Source organism: Echinicola rosea, assembly GCF_005281475.1.
GTDB classification, from domain to species: domain Bacteria; phylum Bacteroidota; class Bacteroidia; order Cytophagales; family Cyclobacteriaceae; genus Echinicola; species Echinicola rosea.
Window position 1 is genome coordinate 468103 of record NZ_CP040106.1, and the last position, 22468, is coordinate 490570.

The window sequence follows — 22468 nt, forward strand, 5'->3', positions numbered from 1 at the left end:
GGTGGACTTGCGAAAAAGTCCATTAACCAAAATAAACCCTCAAATGAAAATCAAGAAATTATGTTATGCTGCAGCATTTCTTTTTGCAGCAATGCCTGGCTTTAGCCAAAGTACCATTACGGCAAAAGAGCCCATCACGCCCGGCAACCCAGTGATCACCGAAAAATATACGGCCGATCCAGCCGCCATTGTCCATGAGGACACCGTTTTCCTATATGTTGGCCATGACCAAGCACCTCCAGAAAAGAATTTCTATGAGATGCATGAATGGCTTATCTATTCCTCCACCGACATGGTCAATTGGGAAGAACGGGCAGCAGTGGACGTAAAGGAGACTTTTGACTGGGCTGCTGACGACGCCTGGGCAGCAGAAGTAATCGAGAAAGACGGTAAATTCTATTGGTACGTAACGGTAAGCCATAAGGAAATCCATGGAAAAGCCATTGGCATCGCGGTGTCGGATAGTCCTGTGGGACCTTGGGAAGATGCATTGGGCCACGCCCTGATCACCAATGATATGACCACAGATACTAAAATCAGCTGGGATGATATTGACCCGTCGGTATTTATCGATGACGATGGTTCAGCCCATCTTTTTTGGGGCAATACCATTTGTTATTATGCCAAGCTAAAGGACAACATGGTCGAACTGGATAGTGAAATCCAATATATTGACCTGCCAAACTTTACGGAAGCTCCTTGGGTTCATAAAAAAGGTGATTTCTACTACCTTTCATACGCCTATAAATTCCCTGAAAAAACAGCCTACGCCATGAGTGAAAGTGTTTCAGGCCCATGGAAATACCAAGGCATCATCAACGAGGTGGCCGGAAACAGCAACACCAACCACCAAGCCATCATCGAATACAAAGGCAAAGATTATTTCATCTACCATAACGGTAGCATCCCCACCCATGGCGGAAGCTTTAGAAGATCAGTATGCATAGATTACTTGTACTATAACCCTGACGGCACCATCAAAAAAATCATCATGACCTCTGAAGGAGTCGATCCCGCAAAATAAAATAACGGTGCAAGAGTAATCGAACGTACAAACCTCAGTTCGATTATAAAATCGTCACTGTGAGGCTTGGCGGTAGGCCTTAGCGGGTGGAAGCCGTGGCAGCTCGCCGCGGCGAGTTGCCACACCCTTTTACAACCCACATCCTCCTAAAAAGGGTTCGCTATGACGCTTTTAATACTAAAATTAAGTCGAGGTCAGGTTACAAGTTTACCTCAAGCCTTCCACTGTGCTAGCACAGTGGAAGGCTTACTTTTTTACATAGCCATAGAAGACTCCCCGGCGAAAATCAGAGTGCTCCTTCAGCCATTCTTCAAAAAACGGTCTGCAAAATCCTCCCAAATCGTAATCCAAAATATCCGTAGGCTTTACCCAAGCGTATTCATCGGCCTCATCATTGAGTACGACATCGTATTGGGCTGTCCGACAGATATAATCGATAAAAATAAAATGACGCTTTTCGCTAAAATGCTCGCTGTTTACACTTTCCTGCACACTCGCCAGCTGTAGGTCAAAAACATCTAGGCCGGTCTCCTCCTTCACCTCCCTGACCAACGCATCTTCCATACGCTCGCCTTTTTCGATGTGTCCACCAGGTATGACATATTGGTCATTCCACTTGGCAGATTTGCAAAGCAATACTTCTCCTTTGGGATTGAAGATAATCGCTCCTACGGTAGGTTCTGGATAGATTGAATTCATTTTAGCTAGCTTCTTTTTTTGCAAATTTAAGGATAATGCTGTATCGAGGGTCATGTAGGCAGGGCAAATGAGTTTAGTGTTTTGAAGGGAAACAATTTATGTAAAGGCATAGCTATCATCCGTGCTGCCGGCACTCCTTCGGGAGGTTGAGGAGAGCTTAAGCTCCTGCGGATAAGTCCACAGGTTACAAAATTTATCGTGCCGATGGCACTTCAACCCGCATTATGCACTAGCCTATCTATTGCGACCTGATCCGCCGCGGCGGACAAAATCAGTTGCTTCGCTGCTGTTTTCGATTCCACCATCCGCCGCGGCGGATGATTCAATCTCCAAACAGCCTGATTTTCTTGTAGTTTCAGCTCTCATTACGATTCCTAATGCATAAAGCGGGTTCAATCTGGGGTGTCCTCAAAGATTACCTAACCAGAAAGCCCCAGCAGCCTTCTTTCAGCTTACTGGGGCTTTTCCAATTTTTTAATAGGCCGATGATGCTAATGGACCTGTGTCAAGTCAAATAATATCACTTCACACCAAAATGCAATTTGATATGATGGGTATAGGTCTCTCCGGGATTTAGCCTTGCAGAAGGAAAGCTTTCTTCATTGGGAGAATTGGGGAAAGTCTGCGGCTCCAAACAAAGTCCGTAATATTGGTCATAGGTGACTCCATCCACGGTAATGGTACCATCCAAGAAATTACCGGAATAAAACTGAACCGCTGGGGAATCCGCATAAAGCTCCATCACGCGACCGGAAGCGGCGTGATACAGCTCTGCCATTTTGGTCATTTTACCATCTGATTCGGCTTTCACGACGTAGTTGTGGTCATAGCCACCTTCCACCTGATCGATCCTTTCGCCGATCTTGTGAGGTGTGGTAAAATCAAATGGTGTTCCTTCTACGGGCAATACCTCTCCAGTGGGGATGAGTGTTTCATCGACAGGAGTATAGTGATCGGCGTATAAGGTCAACTCGTGCCCAAGAATATTTTCCTTCAAGCCGCTCAGGTTAAAGTACCCGTGATGGGTAAGGTTTACGATTGTGGCCTTATCGGTCACCGCTTCAAAATCCACCGTTAAATTATTATCATTATCCAAGCCAAATGTAACAATGGTTGTCAGCTCTCCTGGATAGCCTTCTTCCCCATCTGCACTTACATACGTAAGCGAAAGTCCTACTTTATCGCTATTTTCGATCGTTTTGGCTTCCCAGAAAACCTTGTTAAAGCCCTTGTCACCTCCGTGCAAGTGGTTAGCACCATCATTGGTGGCCAAGGTATACTCCTGGCCATCCAGTTCAAATTTCCCTTTTGCGATACGGTTGGCGTAGCGCCCCACTGTAGAGCCAAAGTAATTGGTACTGGTACTGTAACCTTCGAGATCATGGTAATGGAGGACGACATTCTCCATGTTCCCGTCCTTATCGGGCACTACTAGCCTGGTAACGACTCCGCCGTAATTGGAAATGTCCACTTCCATACCGTTCGTATTTTTCAAGGTATAGATTTTGGCTTCCTTGCCTTCTACAGTAGCACTGGCCTCAGTAATGCTCAGCCCACTGTCCGATTGCTCTGTGACGGATTCTTCCGAGGACTCTTCTGATGATTTGGGGTTACAAGCGTAAAAAGATAACGCAGCAGCAAGTACTACGGTACCAATTGAATTTAACTTTAATAGGTTCATAGATTATATTTAGTTATTTGGATTATTAGGTCTTACTTTTTTTCAAACGCATCCTCAGCACCACATACCTTTCTTTACTCTTATTTCTTTCCGCTTTACGCTAACTTAATACTTGATACTAGCAATTAGCACCCCTGTCCATAGTAAGCATCTTTCCCATGCTTTCGCTCATAGTGCTTCTTGATCAATGCATCCTTCAGGCGAGGAGCATTGGGATTAATTTGGAGGGTAAGATAAGCCATTTTTGCTACTTCCTCCAATACTTTACTATTATAAACTGCCTTGGCGGCAGTTTTTCCCCAAGTAAAAGGCCCGTGGCTACCGACCAAAACCATTTCTACTTCCTCATAATCAAGACCTTTATCCGAAAAACAATCCAAGATCTGCTTACCAGTCATGTGCTCATAATCTCCCTCGATCAACTCATCTGCCATTGGTGGGGCGCAGGGAATATCCTTGGTCAGGTGATCCGCATGGGTGGTCCCAAAAATCGGCACATCCATTTGCGCTTGTGCCCATGACACACCATAAAGCGAATGTGTATGTACAATACCACCTATATTCTCCCACTCCTTATACAGATAAGCATGGGTCTTGGTATCGGAAGAAGGACGCATCTCCCCTTCCACGATCTTCGCGTCAAAATCACAGATCACAATATCCTCTGGCTTTAACGCATCATAGGCCACGCCGCTTGGCTTAATGGCAAAAACACCTTCTTTTCTGTCCACTGCGCTCACATTGCCAAAAGTGTAAACCACCAAATCCAAGGCAGGAAGCTCCATATTTGCTTCATAGCATTCTCTCTTTAGCTCAAGAAATTTACTCATCGGTCAATTATTTTATGGGTTATGAATGTCTCCTTATTTAATGAAGCCCAAGTTAAAAATATTATTTGTATTTATTACACTTATTAACTCGGTATCCTTTAAAGTTTCCCCTCAATGCTACCTATGTACATCTTCCAATACCAAGACAAAGATGCTCTGAACGTCCCTTGTGATCGTACCACCGCTGAATTATTTTATAATATCGACACTTTTCAACCATAAATACACTAAATTAAGTATTGATTTAGAAGCTACAGTTTGCAAATTTTACCCATGCAAAAAGTCTTACCCATTTTCTGGTGCCTCCTCTTGTGTTTTTTAGCCCAAACAGCATTTTCCCAGGACCTGCTTCCGGTGTTTCGGAAATATGGCACTGAACAGGGCATCAACCAACCCTTTCCCTACGACATCCTCCACAGTGAAAGTGGCTATGTGTGGATTGCCGGTGAAAATGGCCTATGGAAATTTGATGGACAAAATTTTCAGCATTATGCCCATGAAGTAGAGGACAGCACTTCGCTGGCATTTGATTTCGTATGGGTACTTTTTGAGGATAGCAAAAACAACATTTGGGCGGGCACCTATGGTGGCGGTGTCAGCAAATACGACCCCAGAACAGATAAGTTTACCAATTTTTCCTTCGAAGAACTCAATCCCAACAGCCTCAGCGATGATCAGGTAAGAGGCATTGCGGAAGACCCTGAAGGAAACATCTGGCTGGGCACCAGCAATGGGCTCTGCAAACTTAACCCCACCACCCAGCAATTTACCCGATACACCACCGCCAATGGTCTCCTGAGCAAAACCATCCGGCAAATAAAACTCTCATCGGACGAGTCCCGCTTATTCATCGCTACAGGTAACGGACTGAATATCTTGGACCTGAACAGCATGGAATTTTCAGGTATCAAACATCTTCCCGATGATCCCAAAAGCCTTAGCCATTTTTACATTTATGACATTCAGGAATATCCGAAAGGTACCCTTTGGATCGGAACAGGGGGAGGACTGGACAGGCTCCACTTGAAAACAGGAAAAATCACTCACTACCATTCCTCCCCAAACCCGAGCAGCATCAGCCATGATGTCATTTTCTCCATTGGACACCATCTTGACCACCCTGATAAACTCTTCGTTGGCACTTTGGATGGACTAAATGTCCTGGACCTAAAAAAAGACACCTTCACCCGTATCCGCTCAGACCGGTCCGACCCAAACAAACTCCAAGGAAACAATATTTACAAAGTCAGTGCAGGTCAGGATGGCAGCCTGTGGGTGGCCGTCTATAACGAAGGCATCTTCCAATATCATCCACACTACCATAAATTCAACTCCATACGCTTTATTACGGACGCTACGGACAAGTACTACTCCCGCGTGTCCAGCATGATCCAACATAATGAAAATGAGTATCTCTTTACTACATATTCGGGGCTTTTTGTGAAAAACTTCCGCACCGGCAAGACGGAAAAATACACCCTTTCGGAAGGTGACCAAAGCAGTGTAAACAGGCTGGCCATGATCACCCGGATCAGCGAGGATATCTATTGGATTTCTACTTGGGCGCACTTTGTTTATGAATGGAACCACCGCACCAAAACCCTCCGCCCACTTCAGCACAAAACGCCTTCTGGAGAGTTTCTTCCGGAATTCAACCTTCCGATCTTGCATGATAGCCAAGGGAGAACATGGATTGGCAACTCAGAAAAAGGGCTTTTTATCTGGAACCCCGAGACCCAAACGGCAGTCCCTTTCCCCCTCAGTGACAGGCTTATCCAAGGGGACAACCACGATGAATTTATCTCCTACATTTTTGAGGACAGCCAGCACCGGATTTGGGTGGGCAGTCAGGGAGGGCTTAACCTCCTTAATGAAAAAGACAGTAGCTTCACCAAGTTTGCCCACGAAGAAAACAATCCCCAAAGCCTCACCAACAATAAAATCAACCATATCTCAGAAGATCATCTGGGCAACCTGTGGGTAAGCACCGAGCTTGGGCTAAGTAAGTTCAACGTGGAGAATAAGACCTTCACGAATTATTACACGCGCGATGGCCTACCGAGCAATGTCATCAGCTCCACACTTGAAGACACCCAGCATAACCTTTGGATAGCTACTGCGGAGGGTATCTCCATGATGAACGCAGCAGGTGAATTCAGGAATTACAACCAACAGGACGGGTTAATGGACAACTACTTTATCTTCCGCGCTGCCTACAAGGACGATGACGGAAGGCTGTTCTTTGGGTCATCCAGTGGTCTGGAATATTTTGACCCACTTAGGATTCCTGAAAACACCAGTCCGCCCAATGTTCAGATTACAGGAATTGACTTATTCAACACCCCGATAACTCCCGGGGATTCCTCGGGGATATTGCAAAAGGCCATCCCGTACACTGAAGCCATTACCTTTGACCATGAGCAGTCAGTCATTTCCTTCCACTTCACTGCCCTAAACCTGGTCAATGGCCACAAGAATAAATTCCAGTACCGGCTTTATGGCTATGACAAAACCTGGCGACCAGTCACTTCCAACCGAAGCACCACCTATACCAATTTACCCCCGGGCAATTATACTTTCCAGGTAAAAGCTTGTAATAACGATGGGTTTTGGTCCACTGAAAATGCCAGCATTGCCGTCACGATCTTACCGCCTTGGTACTTGACTTGGTGGTTCAAGACCCTATTTACGATTGCATTGCTAGGCGTAATTCTTTACCAATACCAGCGCATTTCGCAAAATAAAGAACGACTCGAAAACCTCGTGGTACAGCGAACAGCTGAAATCCAACAACAGAAAGAACAGATCGAATCACAGCACGACAGCCTTCAGGAAAAAAACCTACGGATAGAAAGCCTACTGAGAGAACTTAACCACCGCGTAAAAAACAACCTCCAGCTGGTTTCGAGCATCCTAAACCTGCAAAGCCGCAGTGTCAAGGATAAAAATGCCAAAGTGGCCCTCATCGATGGAAGAATGCGGATGCAGGCACTTTCCCTGCTTCACCAAAAGCTCTATGTCACCGACAATGATTCCCAAGTCAATTGTAAAACCTATATCAGTGATCTCTTTGACCAAATAGAAGCAGCCTTCAAAAGCCGGTACAAAACCTTCCATTACCAATTCACCGGTGATGATTTTTCTCTGGGATTGGACAAGGCCATCCCGCTAGGACTGATCCTCAATGAGCTGATCACCAATTCCTTCAAGCATGTACAAGAAGAAAAAATCCAAATCGAACTCTCCTTGCGATTGGATGGAAGCTTGGTGCACTTTACCTTTCGGGACAATGGCCAAGGCCTTACCGCCTCCACCATCAGGGAATCCAATTCCTTCGGCTGGAGCATGATAAGGTCATTGGTAATGCAATTACACGGAAAACTGGATATCGCAGAAGAAACAAACACCACCATTCACCTTATTTTTAAAAAATAAGCACTATGGAACACACCAAAAACGTACTGATCATCGAAGACGAAATGCTCATAGCCAAAGACCTGGCGTATTTACTGGAAGACATGGGCTATGAAAATGTGGGCATAGCCAATAATGGTGACAAAGCCATAGAGCTTTTTTGTAACCACCAAGTGGATTTGGTACTATGTGACATCAACATCAATGGGGAAAAAGACGGGATCGAAACGGTCCAGGCTATCCTTCAGTATAAAAAAACGCCCATCATTTATATCTCTGCCTTTTCGGACAAAAAAACTGTAGAAAGAGCCATTTCCACTGCTCCCGCCTCCTTTCTCACCAAACCCTATAACGAGCGAAGTGTGCAAATAGCCATTGATTTGGCTTTTGCCAATTTTAGCAAAAAGTCCCTCAAGCTGGAAGAAAATGAAATATACCAAAAACTTACGCAACGGGAACAGGAAATCATTGCATTGATTGCTGAAGGAAAAACCAGTTCAGAAATAGCTGAGCAACTCTACATTAGCCCTACGACCGCTGCAAAGCACCGCAATAACATCCTCGCCAAAACTGGCTGCAATAACACCTCGGAGGTAATCAAGCTAATTTACACTTAAACCCGCTATGCATCAGCCTATCTATTCCGATCTGAAACTACTTCAAAATCAGTCACTTCGCTGCTGTTTTCGATCTCACCATCCGCCGCGGCGGATGATTCAATCTCCAAACAGCCTGATTTTCTTGTAGTTTTAGTTCTTCCCGATAGCTATCGAGACAGGCCATAACGATTCCTAATGCATAAAACGGGTTCAATGCCGTTTAGTTAGTGTGTATCTGGAAAATACAGGTTCTATATTTTTCCTTGGGCAGTTATTTTTCTAGCTAAATTACTAGGTGGTTTTCATCCCTTTACCTTTGTTACTTTTTTGCTATAGGTCAAAAAAGTAGCCAAAAAACCCCGCCGCTACGCCACGGCGCACAGGTGTGCAGCTATTGGGCTAAAATTAAAACCTCCCCCCCATGCAGGCAAACCCTTCTTTTTAGCCGCCAACATTCTTTTTGGTCAGCCTTTCGTCAAACAAGCCTGCCTTATTGCCCGCCCGCATTTTAATTTCTTAACGCCCAATACCTGCAAGGCGGATTCAGTTAATAAGTCCCAAAAAGGTATCGCTTCCTTTTGACGGCCCTTGGTATGCCTGTTTTCCAGCCGATGGTGGAGGCCGTTAAGAAAGGGAGTTGGCTCGCGTCGTGGAACAGCGAGACCCACTCATTTTTAGGCCGTAGCCATCGGCTGGAAATTAAAATGGGCGACGGATCCACGTCGCAGGGGAAATCCATGTTCCATTTTAAAGGGCAGACCACCGGCCTGGATTTTTTTCTTTTTTCATCAATGGAAAAAAGGAAAAGGATAAAATCCACCAGGATGATCAGGTTTCCCCAGCCAAAGTCAATCAAAAAAAGACTTTTAGGTATATGAAAAGAAGGAAATCCCCTTAACTAAACGGCATTGAAAACGGGGTTAATGTTGGCGCAGAAAGGTCGCTTCCGAGATCAGGCGACTACTTATTTTCTATATCTAACAGCACGTACTTTATCTTTTTTCTTTTCCACGTATAGCTGATATGCACTTTCCCGTCAGTGGTCTGGATGATGGCAGGATAGCTAAATTCACCAGATGGTTCATTTTCCAGTCTCATGAGATCTTCCCAATTCACCCCGTCTGCAGAAATAGCCAACCTAAGTTGGTTACGTCCATCAGACCAATCCTCACCACTCACCGCAGGATTATAGACGAGCAAATGCCTTCCATCTTTGAGCGTAACGGCATCGGTGCCACTATTGGGATTCAGTACGCTTGTTGCTTCCAGCTGGCTCCAGCTTTCACCTTTATCCTCAGACCAAGCCGTGATGATATGGTTTTGTTTGCTCCGGCAAAGCACCTGTAGCCTCCCATCCTGATGCTGTAAGATACTGGGCTGGATCACGTCATATTCGCCATTCGGGTCAATGGGTACTTTTCGCCATGTCATCCCACTATCCTTGGTAATCTCTATATGTGCCCGCCAGCCCTTCTCATCTTCCACACTGGATGGAGCCAGTACCACTCCATTACTAAGCGTTACCGGTTTGTTTTTGATAGGACCTAGGATCGCTTCTGGTAATTTCTGGGCAGAAGACCATGTTTTCCCCTCATCCAAACTGACTTTGTACATTCCCCACCATCCTTGGGGTGATGGGCCTTTTTTATAGAAAAGCACCAGCGAATCAGGTGTCATCCTAAAAAGAACGGGGTTCCAGGTAGGATAGCTCAGTGTATCATTAACTCGCCCATCGGCCACTTTCCTAGGCGTACTCCAGCCATTTTGGGTTTTGGTAGCTGTCCATATCCCCACTTGGGGATGTCGCTCGTATTCTCCACCAAACCAAGCTGTCATGATGCTGCCGTCTTTCAGCTCTACCAAAGTAGAAGCATGGCACTCCCGAAATGGAGCTTCGTCAAAAATAAATCCTTCCCTAATCACCTTTACATGACCTTGCCCAAAAGACGGAAGAACAAAGATCAAAAACATTCCGAACACCACAGCTGCCCCTAGTATTCGGAATCTGGTATCAAATAGCTTTAATGTCATGGAAACAAAGAAAACAAACTTTCCCATAAAACACCAGTCGCTTACCTTTTTAGCGCAAGAACCAGCATCTTGATTCTTGGCTCTTTGATCTTGATACTTGACACCAGCTACTTGTACGCTATTACGGCAGGCTTACCATTGCCTTGATCACCTTGTTGGCAGGATCCAGCCAAGAGGCAAAATCAGCTTTCACCTGGTCAAAGGCCACCTCGTGGGTAATGTAGGAGGCTGCTTTTACTTTTTGGTCTTTCAGGGCTTTCAGCACGGTATCAAAATCCTCACGAGTAGCGTTTCTGCTGCTCATGAGTGTGGACTCCCGCTTGTGAAATTCTGGATGGCTAAACTCTATTGGCCCTTTTTGCAAACCTACCAACACATACCTTCCACCATGCGCCATCAGTCCAAAGCCATTGTGAATAGCAATCGAACTGCCCGTGGCATCGATGACGGATTCGGCAAAACTTCCGCCTGTAATTTTTTCAATTGCTGCTTTATAATCGCCTGTGGCATTGACCGTGTGCTCGATACCAAGTGTTTCGCGGCAGAAGGCCAAGCGGTCCTCGTTAATATCCATAGCGATTACCTTTCCTCCGGCAATCCGGGCAAACTCCATCACGCCAAGACCGATCGGGCCAGCGCCCATCACCACTACAAATTCTCCTGGCTGCACCCCTGCTCTTCTCACCCCGTGTGCACCGATCGCCAATGGCTCGGCAAGGGCTAGCTGCTCTAAACTCAGGCCATCCTGCTTGACCAAAGATGAGGAAGGCACCGAGATAAATTCTTTCATCCCTCCATCTTCATGCACGCCAAAGACACTGATCGTGGCACAGCAATTTGGCTTACCTGCTTTGCAAGCCACACATGTGCCGCAGTTAAAATACGGAATGATGGTCACCAGATCCCCTGGATTGAATCCTTCCGCTCCATCTGCCTCCACCAGCTCACCGGACAGTTCATGGCCCAGTACCCGTGGATAACTAAAAAAGGGCTGCGTGCCTTCATATGCATGCAGATCTGTTCCGCATATCCCAATGCGCTTGATCTTTATAATCGCTCTTCCTGACGTCAATGAAGGTTTTTCTCCTTCGCTATATTCAAAATTTCCTGGTGCTGTACAGGTTAGTATTTTCATATGTTGGTTATGGATGTTTGGTTCTTGGATAATTTAGATATTGGAAGGACATCAATATGCAGTTTATAAATTGAATGTCCCAGTCTGTAATACCTTTTGATCACGACCAAATGTCATTAACTAATTACTGTTTTCCATCCTGCCCTTTCAGGCTTTTGGGATTGGGCAATTCCATAGTAGCTGCTCAACCAAGGCTAACACCTCCGAAGGAAGGTCTCCATCAACAATTATAACTGCCCTTCCTATGGAACTTTAAGCCATTTGCAGTGCTATTTAAGGTACAGGCTATCACCTGCACCTTAAATATGTTCCTCCGCTAAAGTCAGATTAAAACGGGTTAAACCGTATGGTCCGTAGTCAACTTTTATAGGTCCAAATAATCATTTAATTTCTTTGCCAAAAGTTTTCTATCAATCTTCCGAGGCCATTGCAGGAATCTCTTTCTTGTGTTTATAATGGTAAAGCCCATAGGCTACCACTACCAAATAACAAGCTGCAGGGACAAAGAAAGAAAGGTGAATACTGTCCAGTCCATCAGAAACCAATCCTTGGATAAATGGGAATACAGCACCACCCAAAATGGCCATGATCAACCCAGATCCGCCCAGCTTGGTATCATCACCGAGGCCTTCTGCTGCAAGGCCATAAATGGTCGGGAACATCAAGGACATACAGCCAGAAATACACACAAGGGCAATAGACCCTACCATACCATTGCCAAATATGACGACCATCGTCAACCCGATAGCCCCCATTGCTGACAGGGCCATCAGCATACTAGGTCGGACAAATTTCATCAATGCCGTAAATACAAACCTGCTTACTGTAAAGAGCACAATTGCCGCCAAGTAATAATTGGAGGCATCACTTTCGTTCAGGTCCAATTCCATCATGACATACCTGATGGTATATGACCATATCCCGATCTGGGCTCCCACATAAAAAAACTGGGCCAAGACACCAAAAACGTAATTCTTATTTCCGAGGAGACGCTTTAGGCCATTGCCCAAAGAATCCTGTAAACCACCCTCTGAGGCGGTGGGCATCTTTGTTTTTTTGATCAGCACCCACATGACCACTAAGAAAAGTGCCACGCCGACATAAGTACTCATCACTGCATCCAGTTCAGCCTGCCGTACCTGCTGGAGTTGCTCAACGGTCATTTTACTTCGCTCATCCGCCTCGGCCACATTCAGCTTGGACAGAATGAAAAACTTACTCAGCACCACACCGATGATGGACCCTACCGGATTGAAGGATTGGGCGAGGTTTAACCGTCTGGTGGCGGAGGCTTCTGGCCCCATCACCATGATGTATGGATTGGCGGATGTCTCCAAAATGGAAAGTCCTCCTGCCAACACATACAGTGCAAAAAGGAAAAATCCATAGGACATGGTAATACTGGCAGGATAAAACAACAGCCCACCTACCGCAAATAGCCCCAAGCCCAGCAACACGCCAGACTTATAGGTATATTTTTTGATATAAATCGCCGCTGGCAATGCCAAGCAAAAATAAGCGCCGTAAAAGGCCAATTGAATAAAGCTGGTCTGGGTATCGGTCATGCTGAGGATCTTCTTGAATGCCGCCAGCAAGGTATCGGTCATGTTATTGGCCAGTCCCCAAAGCAAGAAAAGGCTGGTAAGGAGTATGAATGGCCACAGCGTCGCTTTCGATACTAGGGCCGTCTTGGAAGGATTATTCATGTATCGGTTATTTGGTTATTCGTAAGTTGGTTATAGAGTTGTTGGCTTGAAAGCCTCTGGTCTTTTTAGTGCCGTTTTGGAAATGCAATCTCCCATGATCACAGGGGGCTATGTGCATGCAACAGCCCTCTGTTGTGCATTTCTGCCCAGAATCCTCCAGGCAAGCTTTCTTCAGTAGCGGTGACATTTCTTTTCACCTTGGAAGGCTCTGAAGTACTTAATGCGACACAGGCCACTCCGGGGGCGGACAGGCCAAACTGCACACATGCGTGGGCAGGTGATATGTCAAACTCCTTGCACAATGCAAAGAATTGGTCTCTCCATTCAAAACGGGCCTTGTTCTCAGGGGTATCAGGTTTGATCAATTGGTAGTCAAAATAATCACCACCCACCAAAAAACCAGATTGGAACACAGCAGAATTTAAAATCCCCACTCCGTCGTCGCTAAGCTTTTGCATAAAAGAGAGCAGGTCTTTGGGGTGGGAAAATAGCGTCATGCTATTGGCAAACATCACCCAGTCCAGTTGGATATGTTCATAAATACGCGGAATGATCTTCCAATCTTTGGCTCCCACGCCAATTCCCTTTACCAATCCCTTTTTCTTGAGGTCTTCCAAGGCACGATAAGCATCCAACACATCTTCAAAAAGTGCCGCTTCCTCTGCCTCGTTGGTTGCTTTCGCCAGGTATTCATCAGGGTCATGCACTGATGCCAATTGGGTGGAATAACCCTGAAGCAGCTCATTTCCTTCTTCGAAGCACTCCAGCATTCCCTCATAACTGATTTTCTGTACTGCATCGTGCTTGAGATCACGCCAAACGCCTTTCTCAAACTGAGGCTCCTTGCCCAGTAGGGGACTCCTTACCCAACCCAGCTTATTACTGACGACCACTTGGTCTTTGGGTACTTCAAGGGCTTTTAGGGCATCCCCTAGCGCCTCCAGCGCCAGGCCGGCACCGTATTTTCCAGCTGAATCGAAAAATGTCTGGGGACGGGTGTGACGAATACTTTCCTCTACAATAGCTTGTTTTACCTTTGGATCCAGTGCGGTGAAGAGATTGCCCAATGCACTGGTGCCAAAAACAATTGATGGGACTTTGATCCCGGTGTTGCCTAAAGGTCTTAACTTCATATTTATTCCTTTGTCATTTTGGGAAAAACACCCCAAGATAGCCATAATAATAAACTAAAAAACATCTTTTTACACCAGTCTGGACACATCATTACCTGCAAAGGTTTGCGGTAACCTTTGCAGGTTAAAATAAATTTACTTTTTTTTATCACATGAAGAAAAAAAGGGTTACGCTAAAAGATATGGCCAGTGAACTGGGTATTTCCATTTCCACGGTCAGCAGGGCATTAAAGGATCATCCGGACATCGACAAAGGCCTTACCAAAAAGGTAAAAGCCCTCGCCCAAAAGTGGAGTTATATTCCAAACCCACTTGCAATGGGACTACTCCGACAGCAGACCCGTGTGATCGGTGTCATCGTACCCGACTTGGTGACCTATTTCTTCTCTTCCATTATTTCCGGAATCGAAGATGAACTCCAGCAGGCTGGCTATTATATTGTTATTTCTTCCTCTAAGGAGTCACTTGAAAAAGAAATCGAATGTGTCCATAACCTGCTAAACCTCAGAATCGATGGCCTGATCGTCTGTCTGGCACAAAACAGCAACCAAACAGACCACTTCAAAAAAGTACTTGACCATGACGTGCCCTTGGTATTCTTTGACCGGGTTTGTCTTGAAAAAGAAGTGTCCACCGTGGTAGTGGACAATGTCTCCATGGCGCGTGACATCACGACACACTTTTTTGAAAATGGCGCCAGAAGGATCGCCCATATCACCGGTCCAAAGCACCTGAATATAGTGGAGGAGAGAGCTGAGGGCTACCTTAAAGGCTTGAAGGAAGTAGGTTTGCCATTTGAAAAAAAATACCTGGTCCATACCGATCTATCGCCGCTTTCTACTGAAAAAGCGATCCAAAAGCTCCTTCAACTCCCCCATCGGCCCGATGCGATCCTTGGGGTAAATGATACGGTTATTTTCGCCACCATGAAAGCCATTAAGGGCACTGACCTTAAGATCCCTCATGACATTCTGCTGGCCGGCTTTTCCGATGAATTTCATGCCACCGTAGTGGAGCCCAACCTCACCTCCGTCGCCCACCCCACACACGAGATCGGCAGAAATGCCGCCAAACTGATTTTGGAGCAAATCGAAGAGGAAAAAGCGATCCAAAAAAAGATCGTGCTGAATACCGCATTGCACATCCGTGCATCCTCCGTGAGAATGAAAAAAGAAGGAACATGGTCTTTGGGCTTTTTTTAGTACCTTTGTTCACCAAGTTACATCCGGCAGAGTGCAACCGGCCGGAAATGCTAAATGTATTGACCATCCATGCCCGGAGATTTTGTTGATAAAAGCTGCAAAAAACCAATCTTTTGCGCCCGTATCTGGCACTCGATCGTTAACCTACCCGGCGATATTCCTTAACATCACAACATGAAATTTAAAGACCTGAGGATCATTCCTCCAATATTAAACGCCTTAGAAGACAAGGGCTATGACGAACCCACTTCTATCCAGGCACAGGCTATTCCCCATATTCTCCAAAACAGGGATGTCTTGGGATGTGCCCAGACCGGCACCGGAAAAACGGCTGCTTTTGCCATCCCCATCATCCAGCATATTCATGAAGCTCCTTATGCCAATGAACCTTGGGCAAAGATCCGCTCGCTGATCGTCACTCCTACCCGGGAGCTTGCCATTCAGATCGGTGAAAACATCGAAGAATATGCCAAGTACACCAACGTGCGCCATACGGTGATTTTTGGTGGTGTCAAGCAGGGTGCCCAAGTGGCCCAGCTGAAAAGGGGTGTGCATATTCTCGTGGCTACTCCAGGGCGATTGCTGGACCTGATCGACCAAGGGCATATCAGCCTCAAGGCAATCGACCTTTTCGTCCTGGATGAAGCAGATCGTATGCTCGACATGGGCTTTATCAATGATATCAAAAAGCTCCTGAAAATCCTTCCCAGGAAGCGCCAGTCCCTATTCTTCTCGGCCACCATGCCGGACAATATCCTCCAACTGTCCAAGGAGATCCTGGATAATCCCCAAAAAGTAGAGGTAACGCCGGTTTCTTCCACAGCAGAGACCATTCAGCAGTACATCTACTACACCAATAAAAGCAGCAAAAAGTCCCTTTTGATCCATATTCTGGAAAAAGAGGGCATGGATCAGGTGCTGTTGTTTTCTCGTACCAAACACGGTGCGGACAGGATCGTTCGGGATCTCAAGAAAAAACACATCAAAGCAGCAGCCATCCACGGTGACAAAGCCCAAAACCAACGCCAACGTGTCCTGAGTGATTTTAAGGACAATAAATTACGCGTCTTGGTAGCTACGGACATTGCCGCAAGGGGGATAGACATCGATAAATTAAAATATGTCATCAATTTTGACATTCCTGACACACCCGAAACGTATATCCACCGGATTGGCCGATCAGGAAGAGCTGGCGAGGAAGGCACGGCTATCTCCCTTTGTGAGCCGGAGGAAAATGCAGATGTCAAGGCCATCGAAAAACTGGCCAATAAAAAAATCACGGTCATCAGCGACCACCCCTTTCCTCAAACCGACAAGCCCATGACGGCTCAAGAGAAAAAGGAATTCAACAAGGAGAAACAACGGCGCAAACAGGAGTTTTTTGCCAACCGCAAAAAGAACCGTGGAGGCGCTGGCAGAAGGTAAATATTTTCCCGAAGCTTCCTTACCATCTATCGGTAGCTAGCTACTAGTTTACTGGTAGATGGTATTTTTTCATAATCCCTGAGCAATCTCAAACCGGTTTCAGTGGCAACTTTTAATCCTCATCTTTTCATTTACCGAAAATAATAAGTAAATTCTGTTAGAATTTATTCGCACGCACCACCCAACCACTATTATTCTACCTGTACCCGATCACGGGATGCGTTATGGTCCTTATAAAAGGAAATGTTATCACACGAGCTTACTTTTCATTTAGCACTAACCAAAATGGCCATTTCAGAAACCCAGACTCCACCCCAAGAAGAGCCAAAGCGCTCCTTTTTCAGTACGAAAAACAACAACAAACAAGACCGTACCAATATGGTCATTGGCCTAGTAATGATCTTGGTATTAATACTAGGGGCTTGGTTGTTGTCGAAATACATTATTGAGGCAATTGAAGGAAACAACCTCACCACACTTTATAAAATCCTCGGTTTTATCCTATTGATGATTCCCGGCGGAATATTTTACATGCAACTGGCAAAATCAGGCAAAAAGAATAGGGAAGAATTGCACTCCCTCCAGTTGGAACGAAGGGCGATAGAAGGCGAAATAAAAGGTAAAAATCATATAGATGTCTTTGACTCCATCCGGCTCAGCCTTAACAAGCTGGAAGAATACTACACCATCAACACCAATCAAGCACGCCATAGTTTCACCTTTAGCCTGCTCGCGATCATTCTCGGGCTTGCGGTGTTGATTGCTGGAATCATGTTTTTTTATGTGGGCAGCAACAACATCACCCTCGCGGCGATCAGCTCAATATCAGGAATTATCGTCCAGTTTATCGGTGGTGCTTACTTTGTGATGTACAAGAAAAGCCTTTCCCAGCTCAACCGTTTTTACGAGCAGCTTATTATCAAGCAGAATACCATGCTCGCCATCAATCTAAGTGAATCCATCAAGGACGAGCAAAAGGCCATTAATATGAAAGCAAAGATCATTGATTTTCTCCTACAAAAAGAAATAGACAGTGCAAAGCCTGCCATACCGTCGGAAAAAACACCTAATTAACAAGAAGCATAATCCCTATGTAAAAAATAATCGGTATTTTGTAGGTAAGCGTATATCACTATGGAACACGGCGACCTTCAAACCATCATCAACTCGCTTCAGGAATCTTGGCGAAATTTTCTTGAAAGCATCCCCAGCATCATTCTTGGAATCCTAATCATTACTATTGGCTATATCATCGCCAGGAGGATCGGAGAGGCTACCCGGTCGAGAATCAGGAAACGATCCAGCGATCCGCTCATGAGTAAATTTCTCGGCAATACGGTAAAAATCTGCCTGTCGCTATTGGCTATCATCTACGCCATGAACATTGCCGGACTAGGGAATATCACCACCTTTTTGTTGAGCTCTATTGGTGCCTCAGCCATCATCATCGGTTTTGCATTTAAGGATATCGGAGAGAATTTTATCAGTGGGATTATCTTGGCCTTTAATCGCCCTTTCAATGTCAACGATACGATAGAAGTGGGTGATCTGTTTGGCAAAATAAAATCCTTGGAGTTTAGGTACACCAAACTAAAGACTTTTGACGGAAAAGATGTTTATATCCCCAATAGTGATGTCCTCAAAAAACCGGTGATAAACTATACTGAAGACGGTTTTTTCCGCTGGGACTTTATCGTGGGCATTGCCTATGAAGACGATGTCGAACAGGCAAAAAATGTCATACTGGAAACGGTAAACAGTCACCCAGACGTGATCCAGGACAGCATCCATGAAAACTATGTTGCCGAGGACCAATTGGCCACGAGCACAGTAAACCTCAAAGTTTTCTTTTGGGTGGACACTTATGAATTCAGACGGGAAGCGGTAATGGTCAAAGGACAGGTCATTAAGCAAGTCAAAGAAGCCTTGGCGTCAAATGATTTCTCCATGCCAAGTGATATTGTGGAATTGAAACTCTACAGCAGCCAAAAGAACCTTCCAGTGAAATTGCAATCGCCTAATGGCCAATGAGAAAACCCCATCATGCGTGATGTCAAGTCACCGCTTGGACAAAAAGAAAAGCATTATGAATAAACTTTTTAAGGGGCTACCGTTAGGGAAATTTGAAAAATACATTGGTGAATTTGTATATGGCGGCATTGATGGCTGTGTCACCACTTTTGCGGTAGTCGCGGGATCTGTGGGAGCCGGGCTGGATGCTTCGATCATTATTATTTTGGGCTTTGCCAATTTATTGGCCGATGGCTTCTCCATGTCCATAGGTGCCTACTTATCTGCAAAATCCGAAAAGGACAATTTTTACAAACATCAGAATCGTGAGTATTGGGAAATCAAGCATCTTCCCCACGAGGAAGAAGAGGAAATCAGGACCATCTATCGGGCCAAGGGATTTGAAGGTGCCTTATTGGAGCAGGTGGTGCAAACCATCATCAGTGATCGGGATCGTTGGGTAGACGTGATGATGAAAGAGGAACTGGAAATGATCAAGGACAAGAAGAAGCCCCTGCTCATCGGTCTCTTCACCTACCTCTCCTTCATATCCATTGGCTTAATTCCACTCATGACCTATGTCTGGGACTATTTTTATCCGATTAGTGGCAATATCTTCCTGACCACTTCTATACTCACGGGATTGGGGTTTATCATCATTGGGATCTTAAAGACGTATGTCACGGAAACCAAAATATGGAAAGGCGCCCTGGAAACCCTGCTGCTGGGTGCTTTCGCAGCGGTAGTAGCCTATTATGTGGGTGATGTATTGGAGCAATTGCTCACATCTTAAACCCGCTTTATGCATTAGGAATCGTTATGAGAACTGAAACTACAAGAAAATCAGGCTGTTTGGAGATTGAATCATCCGCCGCGGCGGATGGTGAAATCGAAAACAGCGGCGAAGCAACTGATTTTGAAGTAGTTTCAGGTCGCAATAGATAGGCTGGTGCATAATGCGGGTTCAATGCCGTTTAGTTAAGGGGATTTCCTTCTTTTCATATACCTAAAAGCCCTTTTTTTGATTGACTTTGGCTGGGGAAACCTGATCTTCCTGGTGGGTTTTATCCTTTTCCTTTTTTCCATTGATGAAAAAAGAAAGAAAAAAATCTAGGCCGGTGGTATGCCTTTTAAAATGGAACATGGATTTACCCTGCGACCGGGATCCGTCGCCCATTTTAATTTCCACCCGATGGCTACGGCCTAAAAATGAGTGGGTCTCGCTGTTCCACGACGCGAGCCAACTCACTTTCTTAACGGCCTCCGCCATCGGCTGGAAAACAGGCATACCAAGGGCCGTAATAAGGAAGCGATACATTTTTGGGACTTATTAACTGAATTCGCCTTGCAGGTATTGGACGTTAAGAAATTAAAAAGCGGGGGGCAAAAAGGCAGGCTTGTTTGACGAAAGGCTGACCAAAAAGAATGTTGGCGGCTAAAGAAGGTTTACCTGGCTTTAAATGGGCCCCGCTTGGCTTTAGACAGGAGGAGTTTGCCTGCATGGGGGGTAGGCTTTAATTTTAGTCCAATAGATGCACACCTGTGCGCCGTGGCGTAGCGGCGGTTTTTTTTGGTTACTTTGTGTGTCCTGAAGCAAAAAAGTAACAAAGGTAAAGGGATGAAAACCACCTAGGGATTTAGCTAGAAAAATAACTGTCCAAGGAAAAAATATAGAACCCATATTTTCCAGATACACACTAACTAAACAGCATTGAAAGCGGGTTAAAGCATCAAAAAGCCCTCAAAGCGTCCTTTGCTAATGACAAAGGACCCCAAGAGGGCCACTGGCTGTTAGTGGTAAAATCTTATTGATCTGCTAAAACCGGAGATGTTTGCCTTTCCACGAAGGCGCCAAACTCAGCATATTTAGCATATAAAGCCTTATAAACCTCCACATTTTCCGGAATTGGCTCATAGACTTTGTCAAATCCATTCGTCATGGCTGCAATGGCCGCTTCGGTGGTCGGATGAATGCCCGCTGCAACGGAGGCATACATCGCCGCCCCCAAAGCAGGTGCTTGGTCAGAAGTGGCGATTTTGATCGGCATGTTCAGCACGTCTGCCATGGTCTGCATGACCAACTTGGACTTCTTGGCGACTCCCCCCATGCCAATCACACCATCAATGGCTACACCTTCTTCCCTGAAGCGGTCCACGATCTTTTTGGATCCAAAGCAGATGGACTCTACTAGCGCCTTAAAAACCCGGGCAGCATCCGTGCCCATATTCAAGCCCATCACAGCACCTTTTAGTGCCTGATTGGCGTCTGGCGTCCGTCTGCCATTTATCCAATCCAGTGCGACAGGGGAAGTTTCTGAAAGCGGAATCTGCAAAGCCTCTTCAGATAATTTGATCAGCAGTTGGCTGTCGATTTCATTGATCAGGGCTTCTTTCTTGGCATCGTCCAGTTCTTTGCTCGCACGGATCAGTGCCGCGGTCGGCTTGACCACCAGGTGCTTAAACCAAGCCAACACATCGCCAAAACCAGATTGGCCAGCTTCCAAGCCTACTGTTCCTGGAATGACAGAACCATCCACTTGACCACAAATTCCCTTTACCAAATTGTCTCCAATTGCTTCATGTGTCGCCACCATAATGTCACAGGTAGATGTCCCCATCACCTTCACCAAGGTGTTTTCGGCCACTTCTCCCCCTACCGCTCCGGCATGGGCATCAAAAGTTCCTACGGCGATAACCGTATCCGTACTGAGGCCTAATTTTTCAGCCCATTTAGCACTTAACTTGCCCGCTGGCAAATCTGAGGTAAAGGTCTCGGTATATAACCTGTCCCGTAAATCGGCAAGCCTTGGGTCCAATTTGGAAAGGAATTCCTTTGGGGGAAGGCCATCCCAACTCTCGTGCCACAGTGCCTTATGGCCTGCCGCACATCGGCTGCGTTTAAAATCCAGTGGGTTGTCCGCCCCGATCAGCTCGGCAGTGATCACATCACAATGCTCCATCCACGAAAAGGCCGCTTGAGCAACCGCTTCATCCTCACGGATGACATGGAGGATTTTTGCCCAAAACCATTCGGAAGAATAAATACCTCCCTCGTATTTGGTGTAATCTTCACCCCCCCAAGTCCTGGCCAATTCATTGATTTCATCAGCTTCTTTGATCGCAGTGTGGTCTTTCCAGAGCACCATCATGGCATTTGGGTTTTCAGCAAATTCCGGTGACAATGCCAATGGCTTGCCTTGCTGGTCCACTGCCATGGGAGAAGACCCTGTCGTGTCCACACAGATTCCCTTGATCTGCTCTGCAGGCACTCCAGACTCCTTGATCACTTCACGGATCGTCTCTTCCAATCCTTCCAAATGATCCAATGGATGCTGCCTAAATTGATTGCTTACTGGATCACAGTATTTACCTGCTTTCCATCGGGGATACCAAAAGACATGGCTGCCTTTAACTTCCCCATTGCTCGTATTGACGATTACGGCCCTGACAGAATCAGAGCCATAATCCAAGCCAATGACAAATTTATCGTTCATTTTCCAGTTATTGATTGTTCTTTATTCGTTAGCGTGTTGTGCAGTAATGAGGCAGTTTACAAATGACAGCCTGCTGATTTGGTCA

At 45.7% G+C, this 22468-nt stretch carries 18 protein-coding genes; 9 read left to right on the forward strand and 9 right to left on the reverse strand.

The features are described from left to right. The first annotated feature begins 43 nt into the window (after positions 1–43). Complete coding sequence (locus tag FDP09_RS02040) at positions 44–1024, forward strand: glycoside hydrolase family 43 protein (RefSeq protein ID WP_137401061.1); 981 nt, start codon at positions 44–46, stop codon at positions 1022–1024. Between the two features lie 246 nt (positions 1025–1270). On the opposite strand, the gene FDP09_RS02045 is transcribed toward FDP09_RS02040, so the two are convergent. The 3 genes from FDP09_RS02045 to FDP09_RS02055 form a co-directional block, all read right to left on the reverse strand. Beyond that, positions 1271–1723 carry an NUDIX domain-containing protein gene (locus tag FDP09_RS02045; RefSeq protein WP_137401062.1) on the reverse strand — a complete coding sequence of 151 codons (453 nt, stop codon included), beginning with the start codon at positions 1721–1723 and terminating at the stop codon, positions 1271–1273. A 520-nt stretch (positions 1724–2243) separates the two neighbouring features. Beyond that, on the reverse strand, positions 2244–3404 hold the full coding sequence (locus FDP09_RS02050) for an aldose epimerase family protein (protein WP_137401063.1): 1161 nt from the start codon (positions 3402–3404) through the stop codon (positions 2244–2246). A gap of 125 nt (positions 3405–3529) precedes the next feature. Then, complete coding sequence (locus FDP09_RS02055) at positions 3530–4234, reverse strand: L-ribulose-5-phosphate 4-epimerase (protein WP_137401064.1); 705 nt, start codon at positions 4232–4234, stop codon at positions 3530–3532. A 273-nt stretch (positions 4235–4507) separates the two neighbouring features. On the opposite strand from FDP09_RS02055, the gene FDP09_RS02060 reads away from it, so the two are divergent. From FDP09_RS02060 to FDP09_RS02070, 3 genes are all read left to right on the forward strand, one after another. Beyond that, a complete protein-coding gene (locus FDP09_RS02060; RefSeq protein WP_137401065.1) occupies positions 4508–7669 on the forward strand; it encodes a ligand-binding sensor domain-containing protein in 3162 nt (1053 codons plus the stop codon). A gap of 5 nt (positions 7670–7674) precedes the next feature. Beyond that, positions 7675–8265, forward strand: a complete 591-nt coding sequence (locus FDP09_RS02065; protein ID WP_137401066.1) for a response regulator transcription factor — start codon at positions 7675–7677, stop codon at positions 8263–8265. Between the two features lie 575 nt (positions 8266–8840). After that, the gene (locus tag FDP09_RS02070) at positions 8841–9125 is read left to right on the forward strand and encodes a hypothetical protein (RefSeq protein ID WP_137401067.1); all 285 of its coding nucleotides are present in this window, start codon (positions 8841–8843) and stop codon (positions 9123–9125) included. An 82-nt stretch (positions 9126–9207) separates the two neighbouring features. Here FDP09_RS02070 and FDP09_RS02075 read toward each other — a convergent pair whose 3' ends face one another. From FDP09_RS02075 to FDP09_RS02090, 4 genes are all read right to left on the reverse strand, one after another. Then, positions 9208–10305 carry a sialidase family protein gene (locus FDP09_RS02075; protein WP_137401068.1) on the reverse strand — a complete coding sequence of 366 codons (1098 nt, stop codon included), beginning with the start codon at positions 10303–10305 and terminating at the stop codon, positions 9208–9210. 94 nt (positions 10306–10399) lie between these two features. Beyond that, positions 10400–11413, reverse strand: a complete 1014-nt coding sequence (locus FDP09_RS02080; protein ID WP_137401069.1) for a zinc-binding alcohol dehydrogenase family protein — start codon at positions 11411–11413, stop codon at positions 10400–10402. 410 nt (positions 11414–11823) lie between these two features. Further along, a complete protein-coding gene (gene fucP / locus FDP09_RS02085) occupies positions 11824–13119 on the reverse strand; it encodes an L-fucose:H+ symporter permease (RefSeq protein ID WP_137401070.1) in 1296 nt (431 codons plus the stop codon). A gap of 98 nt (positions 13120–13217) precedes the next feature. Further along, entirely contained in the window at positions 13218–14252 is a 1035-nt protein-coding gene (locus FDP09_RS02090) for an aldo/keto reductase (RefSeq protein WP_137401071.1), read from the reverse strand. Positions 14253–14404: 152 nt separating this feature from the next. Here FDP09_RS02090 and FDP09_RS02095 point away from each other — a divergent pair, with 152 nt between their 5' ends. The 5 genes from FDP09_RS02095 to FDP09_RS02115 all read left to right on the forward strand — a co-directional run bounded on the left by FDP09_RS02095 (position 14405) and on the right by FDP09_RS02115 (position 19682). Further along, positions 14405–15454, forward strand: a complete 1050-nt coding sequence (locus FDP09_RS02095; protein ID WP_137401072.1) for a LacI family DNA-binding transcriptional regulator — start codon at positions 14405–14407, stop codon at positions 15452–15454. A gap of 174 nt (positions 15455–15628) precedes the next feature. After that, complete coding sequence (locus FDP09_RS02100) at positions 15629–16879, forward strand: DEAD/DEAH box helicase (protein ID WP_137401073.1); 1251 nt, start codon at positions 15629–15631, stop codon at positions 16877–16879. Between the two features lie 285 nt (positions 16880–17164). After that, positions 17165–17953, forward strand: coding sequence for a TRADD-N-associated membrane domain-containing protein (locus FDP09_RS02105; RefSeq protein ID WP_137401074.1), 789 nt, complete (start codon positions 17165–17167; stop codon positions 17951–17953). 60 nt (positions 17954–18013) lie between these two features. Beyond that, complete coding sequence (locus FDP09_RS02110) at positions 18014–18910, forward strand: mechanosensitive ion channel family protein (protein ID WP_137401075.1); 897 nt, start codon at positions 18014–18016, stop codon at positions 18908–18910. Between the two features lie 55 nt (positions 18911–18965). Continuing rightward, positions 18966–19682, forward strand: coding sequence for a VIT1/CCC1 transporter family protein (locus FDP09_RS02115; protein ID WP_137401076.1), 717 nt, complete (start codon positions 18966–18968; stop codon positions 19680–19682). A 213-nt stretch (positions 19683–19895) separates the two neighbouring features. Here FDP09_RS02115 and FDP09_RS02120 read toward each other — a convergent pair whose 3' ends face one another. Both FDP09_RS02120 and FDP09_RS02125 read right to left on the reverse strand, forming a co-directional pair. Continuing rightward, positions 19896–20207: a hypothetical protein gene (locus tag FDP09_RS02120; RefSeq protein WP_137401077.1), complete on the reverse strand. Its 312-nt coding sequence runs from the start codon at positions 20205–20207 to the stop codon at positions 19896–19898. A 487-nt stretch (positions 20208–20694) separates the two neighbouring features. Continuing rightward, positions 20695–22383, reverse strand: coding sequence for a ribulokinase (locus FDP09_RS02125; protein ID WP_137401078.1), 1689 nt, complete (start codon positions 22381–22383; stop codon positions 20695–20697). Positions 22384–22468: the final 85 nt, after the last annotated feature.